Source organism: Nonomuraea harbinensis (genome assembly GCF_019396385.1).
GTDB lineage: Bacteria > Actinomycetota > Actinomycetes > Streptosporangiales > Streptosporangiaceae > Nonomuraea > Nonomuraea ferruginea.
In genome coordinates this window covers 40,338-56,164 of the sequence record NZ_JAHKRN010000008.1, presented here as the reverse complement: position 1 = coordinate 56,164, position 15,827 = coordinate 40,338, and the positions used below count along the sequence as shown (strand labels likewise).

The 15,827-nt window shown below is 73.1% G+C and carries 14 protein-coding genes; 4 read left to right on the top strand and 10 right to left on the bottom strand.

Annotation, left to right across the window (positions count from 1 at the left end; translation table 11 throughout):
• Positions 1–17 precede the first annotated feature (17 nt).
• From KME79_RS10810 to KME79_RS10795, 4 genes are read right to left on the bottom strand one after another with little or no spacing between them, the layout of a single operon-like run.
• A complete protein-coding gene (locus tag KME79_RS10810) occupies positions 18–1,604 on the bottom strand; it encodes a PucR family transcriptional regulator (RefSeq protein WP_246639635.1) in 1,587 nt (528 codons plus the stop codon).
• 23 nt (positions 1,605–1,627) lie between these two features.
• Positions 1,628–2,470, bottom strand: coding sequence for a serine hydrolase (locus tag KME79_RS10805; RefSeq protein WP_308248869.1), 843 nt, complete (start codon positions 2,468–2,470; stop codon positions 1,628–1,630).
• Positions 2,471–2,475: 5 nt separating this feature from the next.
• The gene (locus KME79_RS10800) at positions 2,476–3,789 is read right to left on the bottom strand and encodes a serine hydrolase domain-containing protein (protein WP_308248868.1); all 1,314 of its coding nucleotides are present in this window, start codon (positions 3,787–3,789) and stop codon (positions 2,476–2,478) included.
• Entirely contained in the window at positions 3,753–5,669 is a 1,917-nt protein-coding gene (locus KME79_RS10795; protein WP_219544312.1) for a S9 family peptidase, read from the bottom strand. Before KME79_RS10795 ends, KME79_RS10800 begins: the two co-directional genes overlap by 37 nt.
• Positions 5,670–5,970: 301 nt before the next feature.
• On the opposite strand from KME79_RS10795, the gene tuf reads away from it, so the two are divergent.
• Positions 5,971–7,137, top strand: a complete 1,167-nt coding sequence (gene tuf / locus KME79_RS10790) for an elongation factor Tu (protein WP_219544311.1) — start codon at positions 5,971–5,973, stop codon at positions 7,135–7,137.
• Between the two features lie 46 nt (positions 7,138–7,183).
• On the opposite strand, the gene KME79_RS10785 is transcribed toward tuf, so the two are convergent.
• Positions 7,184–8,635 (bottom strand): serine/threonine-protein kinase, encoded by a 1,452-nt coding sequence (locus tag KME79_RS10785; RefSeq protein WP_219544310.1) that lies wholly within the window; start codon positions 8,633–8,635, stop codon positions 7,184–7,186.
• A 103-nt stretch (positions 8,636–8,738) separates the two neighbouring features.
• Here KME79_RS10785 and KME79_RS10780 point away from each other — a divergent pair, with 103 nt between their 5' ends.
• Entirely contained in the window at positions 8,739–9,074 is a 336-nt protein-coding gene (locus KME79_RS10780) for a hypothetical protein (RefSeq protein WP_219544309.1), read from the top strand.
• Between the two features lie 15 nt (positions 9,075–9,089).
• On the opposite strand, the gene KME79_RS10775 is transcribed toward KME79_RS10780, so the two are convergent.
• On the bottom strand, positions 9,090–9,377 hold the full coding sequence (locus KME79_RS10775) for a putative quinol monooxygenase (protein WP_219544308.1): 288 nt from the start codon (positions 9,375–9,377) through the stop codon (positions 9,090–9,092).
• Between the two features lie 86 nt (positions 9,378–9,463).
• Positions 9,464–10,645 (bottom strand): MFS transporter, encoded by a 1,182-nt coding sequence (locus KME79_RS10770; RefSeq protein WP_148032080.1) that lies wholly within the window; start codon positions 10,643–10,645, stop codon positions 9,464–9,466.
• A 105-nt stretch (positions 10,646–10,750) separates the two neighbouring features.
• On the opposite strand from KME79_RS10770, the gene KME79_RS10765 reads away from it, so the two are divergent.
• Positions 10,751–11,242 (top strand): Lrp/AsnC family transcriptional regulator, encoded by a 492-nt coding sequence (locus KME79_RS10765; RefSeq protein ID WP_219544307.1) that lies wholly within the window; start codon positions 10,751–10,753, stop codon positions 11,240–11,242.
• 2 nt (positions 11,243–11,244) lie between these two features.
• On the opposite strand, the gene KME79_RS10760 is transcribed toward KME79_RS10765, so the two are convergent.
• The 3 genes from KME79_RS10760 to KME79_RS10750 all read right to left on the bottom strand — a co-directional run bounded on the left by KME79_RS10760 (position 11,245) and on the right by KME79_RS10750 (position 15,195).
• A complete protein-coding gene (locus KME79_RS10760) occupies positions 11,245–11,913 on the bottom strand; it encodes a hypothetical protein (RefSeq protein ID WP_219544306.1) in 669 nt (222 codons plus the stop codon).
• 256 nt (positions 11,914–12,169) lie between these two features.
• Positions 12,170–12,376: a hypothetical protein gene (locus KME79_RS10755; protein ID WP_219544305.1), complete on the bottom strand. Its 207-nt coding sequence runs from the start codon at positions 12,374–12,376 to the stop codon at positions 12,170–12,172.
• A complete protein-coding gene (locus KME79_RS10750; protein ID WP_219544304.1) occupies positions 12,373–15,195 on the bottom strand; it encodes a glycoside hydrolase family 2 TIM barrel-domain containing protein in 2,823 nt (940 codons plus the stop codon). Before KME79_RS10750 ends, KME79_RS10755 begins: the two co-directional genes overlap by 4 nt.
• A 73-nt stretch (positions 15,196–15,268) precedes the next feature.
• Between KME79_RS10750 and KME79_RS10745 the strand changes: the two genes are divergently transcribed.
• Positions 15,269–15,823 (top strand): dihydrofolate reductase family protein, encoded by a 555-nt coding sequence (locus KME79_RS10745; protein WP_246639634.1) that lies wholly within the window; start codon positions 15,269–15,271, stop codon positions 15,821–15,823.
• Positions 15,824–15,827: the final 4 nt, after the last annotated feature.

Genomic DNA, 15,827 nt, shown 5'->3' with positions numbered 1-15,827 from the left:
CCGCGCGCGCCGTCGTGCTACGGCCCGAAGATCCGCATCTGCAGCATGACCGTGAGCCTGGCCTCGGGATCGGACAGGTCCAGGCCGCTGATCTCGACGAGCCGCTTGAGCCGGTAGCGGAAGGTGTTGGCGTGCACGTGGACGCGCGCCGAGGCGGCGTTCACGTCGCCGAACGCGTCGAGGTAGGCCCGCAGGGTGGCGGCCAGCTCGCTGCCGTGCTCGCGGTCGTGCTCCAGCAGCCGCTGGTAGGGGCCGGTGGGGGTCTGCTCCTCGGCGCCGGCCACGTCGGCGACCTGCAGCAGCAGCGACTCGAAGTGGACATCGGTGTAGCCGGCGGCCTGACCGGAGGTGCCCCGGGCGCGCAGGACGCGCAGCGCCCGGTCGGCGTCGGCGCGGGACCTGGACGCCTGGGCGAGGGTGCCGGCGAGCCGGCCGACGCCGATGTTGGCGGGGTGGCGGGGGCCGACCCGGGCCAGGAAGTCCTGGGCGATGCGCACCGCGCGGGCCTCCTCGTCCTCCGGGCCCGCGGTGAGCGGCAGCACGGCGTACGCGACGGAGCCGACGAGCGCGGCTGCGGCCTTCGGGTGGATGGTGGCGACGTGCAGGGCGAGCGCGTCGCAGAAGCGCTGGCGGTCGCTCTCGCCGCGGGCGGGGTCGCCTTCCTGCTGGTCGGTGAGCTGGGCGGCGAGCACGCACAGCCGCTGGGTGGCGATGCCGAGCCGGCCCGCCGCCTCGGCGGCGCCCGTCCCGCCGGCGAGGACGGTGGACAGCAGGTCGGCGCGGAGCCGCCGCTGGGCGTCGGCGCCCGCCCGGTCGCGCAGCAGCCGCAGCGCCACGATCTTGGCGGCGTCGGCGAGGGCGCGCTGCCGCTGCTCGGTGAGCGGCTCGCCCACGGCGGCCCAGATCGAGCCGAGGATCTCGTCGCCTGAGCGGACGGCGACGGCGGCCCGGTCGAGCATGTCGGCGGGCAGCTCGATGTGGATGGGGTCGCGGCTCTGGTAGAGCTCCTTGAGCGCGCCGCGCTCGTCGAGCATGCGCCGGTAGCGCTCGGGCACCTGGCGGCCGAGCACGGTCTCGACGCGTCCGGGGTCGGCCTCGTCCTGCCGGCCGGAGAAGGCCAGGACGCGGGAGGAGCGGTCCTCGATGGTGACGGGCGCGTCGAGCAGCGCGCAGACGGCGTTGGCGAGGGAGAACAGGTCGCCCTGCGGCTCGTCCTCCGGCCCGTCCAGGTCGCCTTCGGCCAGCAGCGAGCGCAGCAGCGCGGCGACCTGCGACCAGGAGGCGGCGCGGGTGAGGCCGAGCACGGCCACTCCGGTCCCGGTCACCGCGGCGCGGACCCGTTCGTCCACCTCGACCGGCAGTTTGACGACGACGCCCGCCGCCCGCGGCGCCCGCTCCAGCAGGGCGCGGACGCCGTCGGCGCCGCGCACCCCGACGGCGAGCACGATCCCGCCCGGCGCCACCATCGGCTCGTCGTGCGGGTCGTAGATGTGCACGCCGGTGACCTCGGCGTCGAGGTCGCCGGGCGCGGCGGCCACGTCGAGGACGGTGCTGCCCAGGTCCTGCAGGATCCGCCCCAGGCTGGCGCGCGGGCGGGTGGTCATCCACTCACCATAGGGGGCGGCCGTCATGGGCCGCGCAACCGGTCAACCGCCAGCCGGGCGGCCCGCCCGATCACCGCGTCGGCGGCCGGGTCGCGCCCGCCCAGCTTGTCCGTGCGCAGGAACACCGCGACGGCGTAGCGGCCGCCGTCGGGGTACTCGACGACGCCGGCCTCGTTGCGCACCCCCCACAGCGTGCCGGTCTTGCCGGAGACCCGGACCTCGTCGCCGAACCCGGAGGCGAGCCGGTGCGGCCAGATCTGCCTGCCCATGACCGCGCGGACCTCGGCGCACGCCTCCGCGGGGCCTGCCTCGTCCCGCCAGATCCTGGCGAGCAGCGTGGTGATCTCGCGCGGCGTTCCCGACGTGGTCCGCGCAGGGTCGCGCACGGCCAGCGGCTCGATCAGCTCGCGCGGCATCCCGTCGAGCTCGACGGTGCCGAGCTCGGCCTCGACCTGGGCGAACAGCTCGGCGCAGCCGCCGATGAGCCGGGTGCGGCGCAGCCCGAGCCGGGCGAGCGTGGCGTGCACCCGGTCCAGGCCGACCCGGCGCAGCAGCACGTCGGTGGCGGCGTTGTCGCTCATCGTCATCATGAAGTGCGCGAGGTCCCGCAGGGTGAGCGAGACGTCGTCGGCGCAGCCCGAGGTGCCGATGCCGCCGTCCTTGTCGGCGGCGGTGACGGTCAGCCGCTCGGTCCGCGCCAGCTCGCCCGCCGCCGCCTGCAGGGCGTACTCCAGCAGCACGGCGATCTTGAACACGGACGCGAGGACGACGGGCTCGTCCGCGTCGAGGCAAGTTTCGCGGTCGCCGTCGACGTCGCGGGCGTGCAGGAAGCCCCGCGCGCCCGCGCCCTCGAACACCTCACGCACGCCTTTCAGCCCGTCCGCGGCGTGGCGCGGGCGCCCAGGTGCACGTACGGGGAGCCGTCGGGCAGCTCGAAGAACACGGCCGAGAGCCAGTCGGGGTCGCCGTCCCTGCGGCCGACGAAGGTGACCTCGTCGACGGGCCGCAGGTCCAGCTCGACGGGCTCGTCCAGCGCGGCCAGCTCGCCGGTGGACTCCATGCGCAGCCGCAGCCCGCCCTCGCGCTCGCCGATCGTGATGCGGGACCCGGCGCGCTCGTAGACGCCGGCGTAACGGGCGGAGTCGACCTGGACGGGCCGCTCGGGCGGGCCCAGCCTGGCGGGCACGGTGACGCCGTCGAGCTCGGCGAACAGCTCGGTGACGACCCGGTGGGTGAACGCGCCGCTGTGGCCGCCGTTGACGGTGACGCAGGCGATGGTGCCGGTGCCGGGCAGCATCCAGAGCATGGCGTGCTGGCCGATGGTGTTGCCGCCGTGGGAGACGACCTGCCGGCCGTCCCACTCGTCGAGGATCCAGCCGATGCCCCACTGCCTGCCGAGCGTGTGCGGGTTGGGGATGTCGATCTGCGGCTCCCACATGGCGGCCGGGTTCTCCAGCAGGCCGCCTTCGAGGTGGGCGCGGGCGAAGGCGACCACGTCGGCGGGGCGGGCGCAGATGAGCCCGGCGGGTCCGGCGGAGCGCATGAGCCCCCAGACCGGGGCGGGGTCCCCGTTCTCCATGTGGCCCATCGCGGCGCGGAAGCGGAGCACGTCCTCGGCCAGGGTGGCGGTGTGGGTGAGGCCGAGCGGCTCGATGATCCGCTCGCGCAGCACGTCGTCCCAGCGCTTGCCGGCCAGCTTCTCCAGCACCCGCCCGGCGACGATGAAGCCGGAGTTGCAGTAGGACTGGGTGACGCCGAGCGGGTGGTTCTGGGCCAGGTCGGCGCAGGCCGCCACGTACTTCTCCACGCAGTCGTCGCCGCGGCCGGTGTCCAGGAACAGGTCGCCGTCGATGCCGCTGGTGTGGGAGAGCAGGTGGCGGATCGTGACGGTCTTGGTCACCTCGGGGTCGGCGACCTTGAACTCGGGCAGCACGTCGACGACGGGCGTGTCCAGGGTGAGCCTGCCCTGCTCGATGTCCTGCATGAGCAGGGTGGCGGTCCACACCTTGGTGACGGAGCCGATCTGGAACAGCGAGTCGGGGGTGCTCTCGACCCCCGTCGCCTTGTTGAGCACCCCGGCGGCGAACTCGTGGAGCTCCCCCTGGTGCAGGTAGGCGAGGGCCGCGCCGGGCACCTCGTATTCGGCGATCAGCTCGGCGAGCCGGTGACCCATTGCTGCAGCCACGCGATGATCCTCTCGTTGTAGTCGAACCGGTGTGAGGGGCGTCCGTTGAGGATGAACAGGTGGGAGGCGCCTGGATAGCGCACCAGCCGGACGGGCACGCCGCGCTCGCGCAGCGCCGCGAACCACTGCTCGGCCTGGCCCACGGGGCAGCGGTCGTCGGTGTCGCCGTGCAGCAGGAGGGTGGGGGTCGTGACGTCGTCCACGTGGGTGAGCGGGGACTGGGGTACGACGTCACTCCCGCATTCAAACATTTTCAGGAAATATCCCATATCGGAGGTTCCACCCATGCTGACCAGGTCAGTCACGGCACCGCCGGGGATGGCGGCCTTGAACCGCCCGGTCCGCGTGGACAGCCAGCAGGTCATGTAGCCGCCGTAGCTGTAGCCGGTGACGGCCAGCCGCTCCGGGTCCGCGACGCCCTCGGCCACCAGGTCGTCGAGGGGGCCCAGGAAGTCCTGGGTGTCGGCCAGCCCCCAGGCTCCGGCCGCCGCCTTGTAGAAGGCTTCACCGTACCCGTCGCTGGCGCGCGGGTTCAGGGTGAGCACGGTCCAGCCGCGTGCGGCGAGCACCTGGTGGTAGAGGTGCGCGCCGTCGAAGACGGGCGCCCAGGCGTTGTGCGGGCCGCCGTGGATGTCGAGCAGCAGCGGCCCCGGCCCGTCCAGCGTCTCGTCGCGCAGCACGAACCCCTCGACGGGAGTGCCGTCGGCGGCGGTGAACGTGCGGCGGACGGGGGTGAACAGGTCCACGCCGGCGAGCGCGTACGAGGTGAGCGCGCCCTCTGGCGCCGGGGTCTCGGAGGTGTCCGGCGGTGACTCTCCCGATGTCTCGGATGTTCCGCCCGGCGGGAGATCCGTCAGGTACACCTCGCCAGCGCTGCGGGCCGTCGCGGCGACGTACGCGAGCTTCCCGGCTGCGGTGCCCGCACCGGCCACCACGGCGTCGCCGCCGACGACCTTCACCGCCGTCCCTCCGGTCAGGGGCACGGTGTAGAGGTGCGTGCAGCCGCGGTCGCGGGCCGCGAACAGCAACTGCCCGCCGGCGAGCCGGGGCGCGGCGCCGGGGTAGCCGGGCGCGCCCACCATGACGTTGCGGTCCAGCCCGGTCTCCAGCTCCCGCGCCCCGTCCGCCTCCACCAGGTGGAGCCGCGTGTGCCCGACCGGCTCGACCGGCCCGGCCACCACCAGCCGCCCGCCGAGCCACCACACGCCGGCGGCGATCACCTCGGGACCGGTCAGCCGTTTCGGCTCACCCCCGCCCACCTCGACCGCGTACACCGAGCTCGACAGCCGCAGGTCGCCGTCGGGCTCCATCCCGGCGGTGAACGCCAGCCGCTCCCCGTCCGGCGCCCACGAAGGCTCCCCCGCGTGGAAGCCGCCCTCGGTGAGCCGGACGGTCTCCCCCGACGTCACCTCGGCGACGAAGACCTGTGTGGTGATCCCGCGCAGCAGCCCGGCGCCGTCGGCCTTGTAGTCCAGCCGGTCCGCCACCACGGGAGCGTGCGGGTCGAGCTCGCCGTGCGGACCCGCGTACGCGATCCTGTCGCCGCCGGGCGACCACACCGGCGCGCCCGCTCCGAGCGGCACGGCGGTGAGGACGCGCGGCTCACCGCCGTCCATGGGCAGCAGGTGGATCTGCGGCCGGCCCTCGACGGGCCGCAGGTACGCCAGGGTGCGCCCGTCCGGCGACCAGCGCGGGCAGCTCCCCTCGGCGAGCCGCCGGGGCTCCGCGCCGGGGGCGGCGAGCCAGATCTCGTCGTGGTTCCCGTCCGGCTCGCGCCGGGCCGTGGTGAGCGTGTACGCGACCGCGCCGCCGTCCGGCCGCGGCTGCGGATCGGACGGCACGGCCAGGCGGAACAGGTCGTCCAGCGTGATGCGGGGCATGAGCGAACGCTAGGCCAGCACCGTCACGCCTTCTTCGGTCTGCAGGACGAACCGGGGCCCGCGCCTTGTCCGACGGACCAAAGGGAATATTCGATTGCCCATCGCCGCTGAGAGCAGCACCATGGTCATCATGATCCGGCACGCGCTCCCGACGACGCCCGCCCGCGCGGGCGCGTTCGAGCGTGCCTGCGACGGCCTGGAGCGCTGACCTCTTCCCGTTCGTCCCGGAGTGTGACCCGGCGGGGAGAGGTCGACGGCCCTGCACGGGTCACCACGCATCCAGGTTCGCAAGGAAGGGATCATGGCCAAGCAGGCCTATGTGCGGAACAAGCCGCACCTCAACATCGGCACGATGGGCCACGTCGACCACGGCAAGACCACGCTGACCGCCGCCATCACGAAGGTGCTGGCGGAGCGCGGCCAGGCCACGTACACGCCGTTCGAGCGGATCGACCGCACCCCGGAGGAGCACTCCAGGGGCATCACGATCAACATCTCGCACGTCGAGTACGAGACCGCCACGCGGCACTACGCCCACGTGGACATGCCGGGCCACGCCGACTACGTGAAGAACATGATCACGGGGGCGGCGCAGCTCGACGGCGCCATCCTGGTGGTGTCGGCGCGCGACGGCATCATGCCGCAGACCAGGGAGCACGTCCTGCTCGCCCGGCGGGTGGGCGTCGAGCACCTGGTCGTCGCGGTCAACAAGGCCGACGGGGCCGACCCGGAGCTCACCGACCTGGTGGAGCTGGAGCTGCAGGACCTGCTCGGCGAGCACGGCTTCGCCGGCTCGCCGATGGTGCGCGTCTCCGGGCTGCGGGCGCTCGAGGGCGACCCGGCCTGGACGGCGTCCATCGACGAGCTGCTCCGTACGGTCGACGACCACATCCCGGTCCCGGTCCGGTACGTGGACGCGCCGTTCCTCATGCCCGTGGAGAACGTCATGTCCATCACCGGCCGCGGCACGGTCGTCACCGGGGCCATCGAGCGCGGCGCCGTCCGCGTCGGCGACCCGGTCACGGCCGTCGGGCTGGGCGGCGACCTGTCCGCGGTCGTCACCGGCGTCGAGACGTTCGGCCGCACGATGGAGCGCGGCGAGGCGGGCGACAACGCCGCCCTCCTGCTCCGCGGCGTCCAGCGGCACCAGGTCAGGCGCGGCATGGTGCTCGCGGCCCCGGGCAGCCAGGCGGCGCACCGGGCGTTCACCGCCCGGGTGTACCTGCTGACGGCGGAGGAGGGCGGCCGGCGCAAGCCGATCGCCTCGGGCTACCGGCCGCAGTTCTACCTGCGCACGACGGACGTGCCGGGTGAGCTGCTGCTCACCTCGCCGGCCCGGCCGGGGGACACGATCGAGGTCCCGGTCACCCTCGGCAAGGCGGTCGCCCTGGAGCCGGGCCTCGGTTTCGCCATCCGCGAGGGCGGCCTGACCGTGGGCGCCGGCACGGTGCTCGCCGTGACGGACTGAACCGTGGTCGCCGGGACCTCTTCGGAGGTCCCGGCGACCAGCGGCATCAGCTGAAGCCCTGGGGACAGAGGAAGGTCTTGATGCTGCCCGGCGCTCTGGCGAGGAGGGACGGGCGGTCCGACAGTGAGCAGAAGTTGCTGCCGATCTCGGCGTCGACGAACCGGGCTCTGTTCCGCGTCGCGATCAGGGAGATCCCGCCGACACTCGGGGACTCGATCTCGGCCGCGAGCCAGGAGCCCGCGCACTTCCTGCCCCCGACCGCGGCGTCCTGCGGCAGGCTGCCGCCGTTCATCGCGGCGACCTGCTGGAGTATCGCGCTGTTGGACGGGCACGGCGCGGTGGTGGCCGAGGGGCGCGGGCTCGTCTTCCTCGCGGTGGGCGTCTTCACGGGGGTCCTGCTGGGAGTGGGCGACTCCTCGGCGGTCTCGTCCGCCGTCGCCGTCTCCTCCGGGCTCTCGCTCTCATCCGGCTCCGGGCTTTCGCTCCCGCCCGGCTCCGGGCTTCCGGACCGCGTGGACGAGGAAGAGACGCCCGGGCTCCGCAGCGCCTCCGGCGTCCCCGCCGCGTTCACCGTGAAGGCCACGCCGACGGCCGAGACCGCCGCCACGACGGCGACGGCCGACCACAGCGGCACCACGGGGCGCCTGCCGGGCACCGGCATGGGGGTCGTCGCGCCCCTCCTCAGCGCGGTGACCCGGGCGAGCAGCTCGTGCGTGGCCGGCCGCGCCTTCCGATCCTTGGCGAGCGCGCTCCGTACGAGGTCGCGGACGCGCGGCGGCACGCCGGACAGGTCGGCGTCGACGCTCATGACGCGGTAGGCCAGGACATCGGGGGCGCCGGTGCCGAACGGCGGGCGCCCGGTCGAGGCGTACACCATCAGCGCGCCCCAGGCGAAGACGTCGGCGGCCGCGTCCGCCTGGTCGCCCCGGTACTGCTCCGGGCTGATCCAGCCGGGGGTGCCGATCAGCGCGCCGGTGCCCGTGAGCCCGCTCTCGTCGAGGGCGCGGGCGATGCCGAAGTCCAGGACCTTCGCGCCGGAGGCGGAGAGGATGACGTTCCCGGGTTTGAGGTCGCGGTGCACGACGCCGGCTCGATGGATGTCGGTGAGCGCTTCGGCGATGTCGGCGCCGAACGACAGTAACTCGTCCGGCGGCAGCGGCCCGTTGCCCTGCACGTGCGTGCTGAGCGTCGGGCCGGGCACGAACTCGGTGGCCAGCCAGGGAGGCATCGTGGCGGTGTCGGCGGCCAGCACCGAGACCGTGCAGCGCCCGCGCACCCGGGACAGGAGATCGACCTCGCGCACGAAACGGGCATGGAACTGCGGATCGGCGGCCAGCCCCGGATGGATGACCTTGACCGCCACCCGGGCGCCGTCCGCCGCCACCCCCGCGTAGACCACGCCCATGCCGCCGGCGCCCATCCGGCCTTCGACGCGGTACGGGCCGATCACCTCTGGCTCGTCCATCGCCCGGGGGCCGAAGCCGCGGGGGTCGCTCATCGGGGCTCCCGATCGCCGGGGTCATCGCAACGGCAATGATCCTAATGATCTGGGCGTGGTGGTGCTCCATGGCACACTGTCGGCCCCGCGGCATGGAGGTGCCATGTTCGAGTCCGTCAGATTATGGCTGGTGATCGCCCTCGGTTTCCTGACGAGCGCCTGCGCGCTGGGGAACAACGTCCTCTGGGCCGGCGCGATCGCCTGCCTTCCGGTGATCGGCTACATCGGCGTCCGCCGGCTGCGCCACGGGAGCGCGCGCGGGACCGGTGACGTGTTCGGCGCTCTCACCTGGACGCTCGTGGGAGCCATGGCGTTGTACCTCGGCTGCGTGCTCGCCTGGCCGTTTCCCACGGGGCTGGTCGTCTCGCTGTTCTTCCTGGTCGTCGCGATGATCATCGGTATCCGGAAGGACGTCTCGGCACGCTACGCGGGCGACTGAGGACCGGCTGACGGCTCAGGTCAGCGAGCGCAGGTCCGCGACGTCGTACTCGGTCACCGAGGCGGCGAGTATCGCGTCCTGCTGGGTGTCGTCGGGGCCGCTGCCGCGGAACGCCTCGACGGCCGCCCGCGACTCCCAGCGCTCGAGAATGTTGACGCGGCCGGCGTCCACCAGGTCCGCGCCGATGGCGAAGTCGAGGCAGCCGGGTGCGCGGCGGGCCAGCTCGACGACGCTCTCGCAATCCGCCAGATAACGCTCGCGCCGGTGCGGATCGACCACGATGTGCCCCGCGACGATGACCATGTCCTGCTCCTCTGCCGAGTTCGTCCTGACCGTCGTGGTTGTGACCGCCGAGCGAGCCGGAACTCATCGGTGCGCGCACGAGAGGGTCACCTTCGCGCAGGGGCGGCGCGCCGGGTACGGGCGAGCGTGACCGCGGCCAGGACGAGCAGGGCCATGGCGACCGGCGCGAGGACGGTGTACCCACCAGAGGAAAGGACCATGGTGGAGGCCAGGCCGGCCACGGCGGCCGCGCCCCAGAGTCCGGCGTCGACCGCGCCCTCCACGCGCATCCGGTCGGCCCCCTCCGGCAGCCCCGTGGCGAGGCCGGCGCTGCCGCCGATGAAGCAGAGGTTCCAGCCGTACCCGAGCAGGAACAGGCCGGCCGTCAGCATCGGCATGCGGCCGGGCCCGGCCGCGGCCAGGGCCACGGACAGCGCCATGATCGCCAGCCCGGCGGCCATCACGGGCCGCGCGCCGTACCGGTCGATCAGGTGGCCGGTGAGCGGCGAGAACGCGAACATGCCGAAGGTGTGCGCCGCCAGCGCGGCGCCGACCGCATCCAGGCCGTGGTGGTGCAGGTGCATGTCCGGCGGGGCCGCGGTCATGATGCCGACCATCACGACCTGCGCCGCGGCCATCACCGCGAACGCCGACCGCGCGGCGGGCCCGTGCACCAGGTCGCTGAGCCGTGCCCGCCCGGGGACCGGGCGTGCCCCGGATCCCGCCAGGGCGGCGGAGACGGCCATGGCCGCGGCGCAGGCGACACCGGCCAGCAGGAAGGGGCCGGTGAAGGCGATCCATCCCAGCCCGGTCGCGACCGTGCTCGACGGTGCGAGCAGCAACGGCCCGCCGACCGCGCCGAGCGTGCCGCCCCAGACCACGGTCCCGATCGCGAACCCGCGCCGCGCCGGTGGATACAGGTCTGCCGCCGCGTAGCGGGACAGCTGGGCCCCGGCGTTGCCCACCCCCAGCAGGAGCATGCCCAGGGTCAGCGTGACGATGTCGTACGAGGCGACGGCCAGGAGCGCGAGGCAGGCCCCCGCCGTCGCCACCGCGAAGCCGAGCACGAACCCGGCACGCCGCCCGGCGCGGTTCATCACGCGGGTCAGCGCGAGGGCGCCGGCGCCGGTGCCGACGATGCCCGCCGTCACGGGCACGCCGGCCCACGCGAGGCCGAGGCGGTCCGTGGCGACGAGGGTGCTGACCGCGCTCGCCGCCGCCATCGCGGCGTTCATGAGCGCGGTCGCCGTGAACAGGGCGGTTATGCTGCGCCGGTGTCTATTGATCATCCCTTTACGATAGGAATGTCGGTTTTGAGAATGAAGGGGATCTGAACGGCCCTGCGGCGGTTACGCTTCTCGAACGTGATGCATGATCCGGTCAGAGGTTGACGAATGGACAGACAGTTGGATCGTACGGACTGGCGGATCCTCGCCGAACTCCAGCGCGACGGCCGCCTCTCGTACAACCGGCTCGGCCGCCTCGTCAACCTGTCGCCGCCCGCCGTGGCCGAGCGGGTGCGCCGTCTGGAGGAGGCCGGAGTAATCACCGGATATCAGGTCAGGATCGATCCGGCCAAGGCGGGGCTGCCGCTCACCGCGTTCGTCCAGATGCGCTGCGCGCCGGGCCGCTGCCTGCTGAAGACCACCACGGCGGGGGACTATCCCGAGGTCGTCGAGGTGCACAAACTGACGGGCGACTCGTGCACCATGCTCAAGATCCGCACCGCCTCGATGCGCCATCTGGAAGGACTGCTCGAACGCCTCGGCGGGCACGGCGAGCTCACCTCGTTCGTCGTCCTGTCCACCCAGTACGAGGGCCGTCCCGTCGAACCTCCGGCCTCCGAGCTCAGACCGGTGACCGACTCCGCCGGGTGGAGCCGCTGACCCTACTTGAGGGACAGGATGCGGCCGTGGTACTTCGGGTGCTTGGTCTCCCAGTAGCGCCAGCCCTCCACCTTGGCGGGGACGTTGGCGATGCCGCGGTCGATGAGACGGTGACGGCAGGTGCCGAGCACCGACCAGGCCGACCAGCCGACGCGGTAACCGAAGACGCGGTAGCGCATGTTGCCGTACATGCCCTTGCTGACTTCCCGCGTGTACTCGTGGCCGGCGAAGACCATGTGGCGCTCCTCCAGGTGCGGGATTCCCAGCCGGCGCAGGTTGCGCACCACGTCTCCGGTGGTGAGGGAGATCTGCTTCTCCGACTCGGTCTCGAGGAAGGCGAGCACCTCGTGCTCACGTGTCACACTCACCGTCATCGTGCCGCCCGGCCCGTCGATGAAACGGGTGCGTGGGATGTAGAAGTTCCGCGGCGAGAGCCGGTGGATCTTGAAGAAGACCCTGGATTCGCACGTCGCGTCGACGTCCCCGAAGCCCCACCTCACCCGCGTAGCCGGGGTCGGGCTCTCCGTGGGGCTCTCGGTGGGACTCTCCGTAGGGCTGGGCGTGGGAGTCGGGGTGGGAGTCGGGGTGGGACCCGGGGCCGGGCCCGCGCTCGCCGACGGGGACAGGATGGCGACGAGGGCCGCGGACAGGGTGCCCGCGGCGACCAGCATCGCCGATCTCCCGGCCGGGCGACGCCTTCCCGGCCCGGACGAGGCCACTCTTCCTGGTTTCGCCGTGGACATGTCGGTGAGCTTCCTTTCGACCGGGTCCGTACGATGCTCGCAGCCGACCCGAGCCGCAGGGCGACGGCTCGCCGGTTCCTCCTTTCTGGTACCTGGAAAGAATGGTCGACAAAGAGACCAAGCCGTTCATCGCATCCGGCCCTGGAGGATGATCCGCCTTCACGACGGCAGAGCACCTCCCTCATCAGGTCTGCATGCACTCCGCGACGTTCGCCACGTCGTACCCGGTGTCGGCGTTCAGGAACGCTCCCCCGCTCCAGTACCTGCCGTCCTCCAGGGCGAGGAAGAGCGTCTCGTCCCACCCTTCGGCGAAGTGGAACCGGTGGCGGGCCCTGACCTCGGGCGGCAGGTCGGCGATGACCGTCTCCAGGGCCCGTTCCAAGGGAGTCACGACGGCTCGAAACGGAGGCGGAAGGTGGCCGGGCGGGCGCGCAGTTCGTACCGCGCCAGGGTGGCCGGGCCGCAGGCGGCGCTGCCGATGCCGTGCTGGGCCAGGTCCAGGGTGAGATGGAGGCGGCCGTCCGGGACGAGGTCGGGGCGGTGGGCGGCGGCGTCCAGGGCCGCGGTGCTCCAGGGGCGGACCGTCAGGCCGAACACCGGGGCGCCGGTGATCCGGATGCCGGCGAGCTCGGCCCAGCGGACGGCGGCGCGGTGGCCGTTCTCCTGGGGGTAGACGTACGGGGTCTGCATCCCTTCCACCGTGCTGGTCCACCGGCCGACCCGGGTGGCCATACCGGTGTCCGGGTACGCCTCCCCCGGCCCGAGCCCGTACCAGGTGACCGTCCGAGGGACGGACGGAAGCGTCAGCGCGAGGCCGAGGCGCGGGATCGGCTCGGGCCAGTCGCCTTCGGGGACGATGTCCACCCGGAGGTCGAGGGCGTCGCCCGAGGCGGTCCAGGTGTAGGTGGCGCGCATGCCGAGGTCGGTCGCTGCGGGCGCCACCCTGGTGCGGACGGTGAGCGCGTCGCCGGGCTCGACCGCGTCCACGCGGTGGGTGAGGCGGTGCAGGCCGAGCAGGCGCCAGCGGAACTCGGTGCCGTCGTAGCGGTCGTTGTCGATCGGCGCCCGCCACAGCTCCAGCCGAGGACCTTCGACGTCGAGGCCGAACAGGCGGGTGAGACGGCCGGTCGCCCCGTCGAACACCGCCCCGCCGACCTCGACCTCCTCCCCATGAGCGGCCGAGGCGGCGTCCCTGCGGTGAGCGGGTCCATCGGCACGGCGCGGGACGGCGCGGAGGTCGTCCGGCCCCGTGTACGGGGTGCCGTCCGTGTCGAGGGGGACCTGGGCCCACGCCACCTCGTGCCCCGCGTCCGCCCACGGCTCGTCGCGGGCCAGGGAGGCGCGGACGGTGAGCCAGCGCTCGCCTTCCCCCTCCGGGAAGACCGGCAGCTTGACCTCGCCGCCCTCGGCCGGGACCTCCAGCGGGAACGACCCCAGGGGCACGCCCTCCGCCTCGACCTCGCCCGAGAAGGCCAGGTGGGACAGGTCGCGGAAGCCGTACTTGCTCCGGATCGTCACCGAACCCTCCGAGAAGGTGAACGCGACCGGCTCGAACACCTTCTTCAGGTCCAGGAGCCCGGGTGACGGCGTGCGGTCGGGGAAGACGAGGCCGTCCACGACGAAGTTGCCGTCGTGGACGGGCTCGCCGTAGTCGCCGCCGTACGCGTACCCGAGCGCGGGATGCGCCAGGCCGTGGTCGATCCACTCCCAGATGAAGCCGCCGGCCAGCCGCGGATGGCGCTCGAACAGCTCCTGGTACTCGGCGAGCCCGCCGGGGCCGTTGCCCATCGCGTGCGCGTACTCGCACTGCAGGAACGGCATCGCGCGCCGCCGCGCGTCCAGCTCGGGGTCGTCCAGCGGGTCCTCGGCGCCCCGGCCGATCGCCTCGACCTCGGCGTGCGAGGCGTACATGCGCGAGTACACGTCCGTGTGCTCGCACGAGCGGTCGCCCTCGTAGTGGATGGGCCGGGACGGGTCGCGCTCGCGGGCCCAGTCCGCCATGGCGCCGAGGTTGCGGCCGACGCCCGCCTCGTTGCCCAGCGACCACATGATGACGCTGGGGTGGTTCTTGTCACGCTCCACCATGCGGCGCATCCGGTCGAGGCACGCCTCCTCCCAGCGCGGGTCGTCGCTGGGGTTGCGCCGCCAGCCGACCTGGCCGAAGCCGTGCGTCTCCAGGTCGCACTCGTCGATCACCCACAGCCCCAGCTCGTCGCAGAGGTCGAGGAAGGCGGGGTGGGGCGGGTAGTGGCTGGTGCGGACGGCGTTGACGTTGTGCCGCTTCATCAGCAGCACGTCCTCGCGCATGGTCTCGTACGAGACCGCCCGCCCGTGCTCGGGGTGGAACTCGTGCCGGTTGACGCCCTTGAGCAGCAGCGGCCGCCCGTTGACGAGCAGCACCCCGTCCTCGATGGAGACGGTGCGGAAGCCGACGCGCAGCCGGACGGTCTCCCCCGGCGCGCGCAGCACCGCCTCGTACAGCCGCGGCGTCTCGGCGCTCCACGGCTCGGCTCCGACGGTGACGCGCTCGCCCGGCCCGAGCCCGGTGATGCCCAGCTCGGGCACGTCGAGGGCGCCGTCGCCGTCGAAGCTCAGCGTGCCGCGCCCTTCCTCGTACGAGGCGCGCACGAACACGTCGGCGGCCGAGCGGGTGAGGGTCACGTCGCGGAAGATGCCGGGAAGCCACCACTGGTCCTGGTCTTCCAGGTAGGAGGCGGCCGACCACTGGTGGACGCGCACGGCCAGCACGTTACGTCCCGGCTTGAGCCACGGCCCGGCGTCGAACTCGGCGGGCAGCCGGCTGCCGGTGGTGAAGCCCAGCTCGTGCCCGTTCAGCCAGACCTTCGCGTACGACTCGACGCCCTCGAAGCGGAGCCTGCCGCCGCTCCAGCCGTCCGGCAGGTCGAAGGCGCGGCGGTAGTCGCCGGTCGGGTTCTCCGTGGGCACGTGCGGCGGGTCGACGGGGAAGGGGTAGGACACGTTGGTGTACGCGGGAGCGCCGTGGCCGTGCAGCGGCCAGTGCGACGGCACCGGTAAGTCGTCCCAGCCCGTGTCGTCGTAGCCGGGGTCGGCGAAGCTCTCGGAGACGGTCGCCACCGGTGACAGGCGGAACCGCCAGGTGCCGTCGAGGTCGAGCGAGGGGGCGTCCGAGCGCAGGGCCGCGCGAGGGTCGAGGCGGCCGGAACCAGGGGTGAAACGTTCGCATTCCATCGCCTGCCGAGCCTAGAGGTTCGGCGCGCTTTCGTCAGCGACGAGTTTCCGGCGGGACGGCGGTCTACAGGGTATGAGTGATGTGGTGCTGAACATGACGGTCTCGGTCGACGGGTTCGCCACCGGGCCGGACGAGGATCTGGAGCGGCTCCACCGGTGGATCTTCGCGGAGAGCGCGGAGGACGCGGAGATCATGGCGGAGTTCGCCGCCGAGCCGGGCGCGTACGTGATGGGGATGGGCATGTTCCGGTCGGGCCTGGAGCCGTGGGGTGACGCGCCGCCGTTCCCGCACCCGGTGTTCGTGCTCTCCCACACCGAGCGGGAGCCGCTGGTCAAGCCGCCGGCGACGTTCACGTTCGTCACCGGCGGGATCGAGGACGCGGTCGCCCGCGCGCGGGCGGCGGCCGGGGAGCGGGACGTGTGGGTGGTCGGCGGCGCGGACGTGTGCCGGCAGGCGCTGGCCGCCGGGCTGGTCGGCGAGCTGCGGCTGCACGTCGCGCACGTGCTGCTCGGCGACGGGCTGCCGCTGTTCGGGAAGCTCCCGCTGCCGGCCGAGCTGGAGGAGGTCAGGACGGTGACGACGCCGGGCATGACGCACCTGACGTTCCGGGTCGCCAGGAACGCCTGACCCC

Bases quoted from the DNA above. Each gene is read 5' to 3' on its own strand.
- KME79_RS10810 (WP_246639635.1), bottom strand. From the start codon at position 1,604: ATGACCACCCGCCCGCGCGCCAGCCTGGGGCGGATCCTGCAGGACCTG.
- KME79_RS10795 (WP_219544312.1), bottom strand. From the start codon at position 5,669: ATGCCCCGCATCACGCTGGACGACCTGTTCCGCCTGGCCGTGCCGTCC.
- tuf (WP_219544311.1), top strand. From the start codon at position 5,971: ATGGCCAAGCAGGCCTATGTGCGGAACAAGCCGCACCTCAACATCGGC.
- KME79_RS10785 (WP_219544310.1), bottom strand. From the start codon at position 8,635: ATGAGCGACCCCCGCGGCTTCGGCCCCCGGGCGATGGACGAGCCAGAG.
- KME79_RS10780 (WP_219544309.1), top strand. From the start codon at position 8,739: ATGTTCGAGTCCGTCAGATTATGGCTGGTGATCGCCCTCGGTTTCCTG.
- KME79_RS10775 (WP_219544308.1), bottom strand. From the start codon at position 9,377: ATGGTCATCGTCGCGGGGCACATCGTGGTCGATCCGCACCGGCGCGAG.
- KME79_RS10770 (WP_148032080.1), bottom strand. From the start codon at position 10,645: ATGATCAATAGACACCGGCGCAGCATAACCGCCCTGTTCACGGCGACC.
- KME79_RS10765 (WP_219544307.1), top strand. From the start codon at position 10,751: ATGGACAGACAGTTGGATCGTACGGACTGGCGGATCCTCGCCGAACTC.
- KME79_RS10760 (WP_219544306.1), bottom strand. From the start codon at position 11,913: ATGCTGGTCGCCGCGGGCACCCTGTCCGCGGCCCTCGTCGCCATCCTG.
- KME79_RS10750 (WP_219544304.1), bottom strand. From the start codon at position 15,195: ATGGAATGCGAACGTTTCACCCCTGGTTCCGGCCGCCTCGACCCTCGC.
- KME79_RS10745 (WP_246639634.1), top strand. From the start codon at position 15,269: ATGAGTGATGTGGTGCTGAACATGACGGTCTCGGTCGACGGGTTCGCC.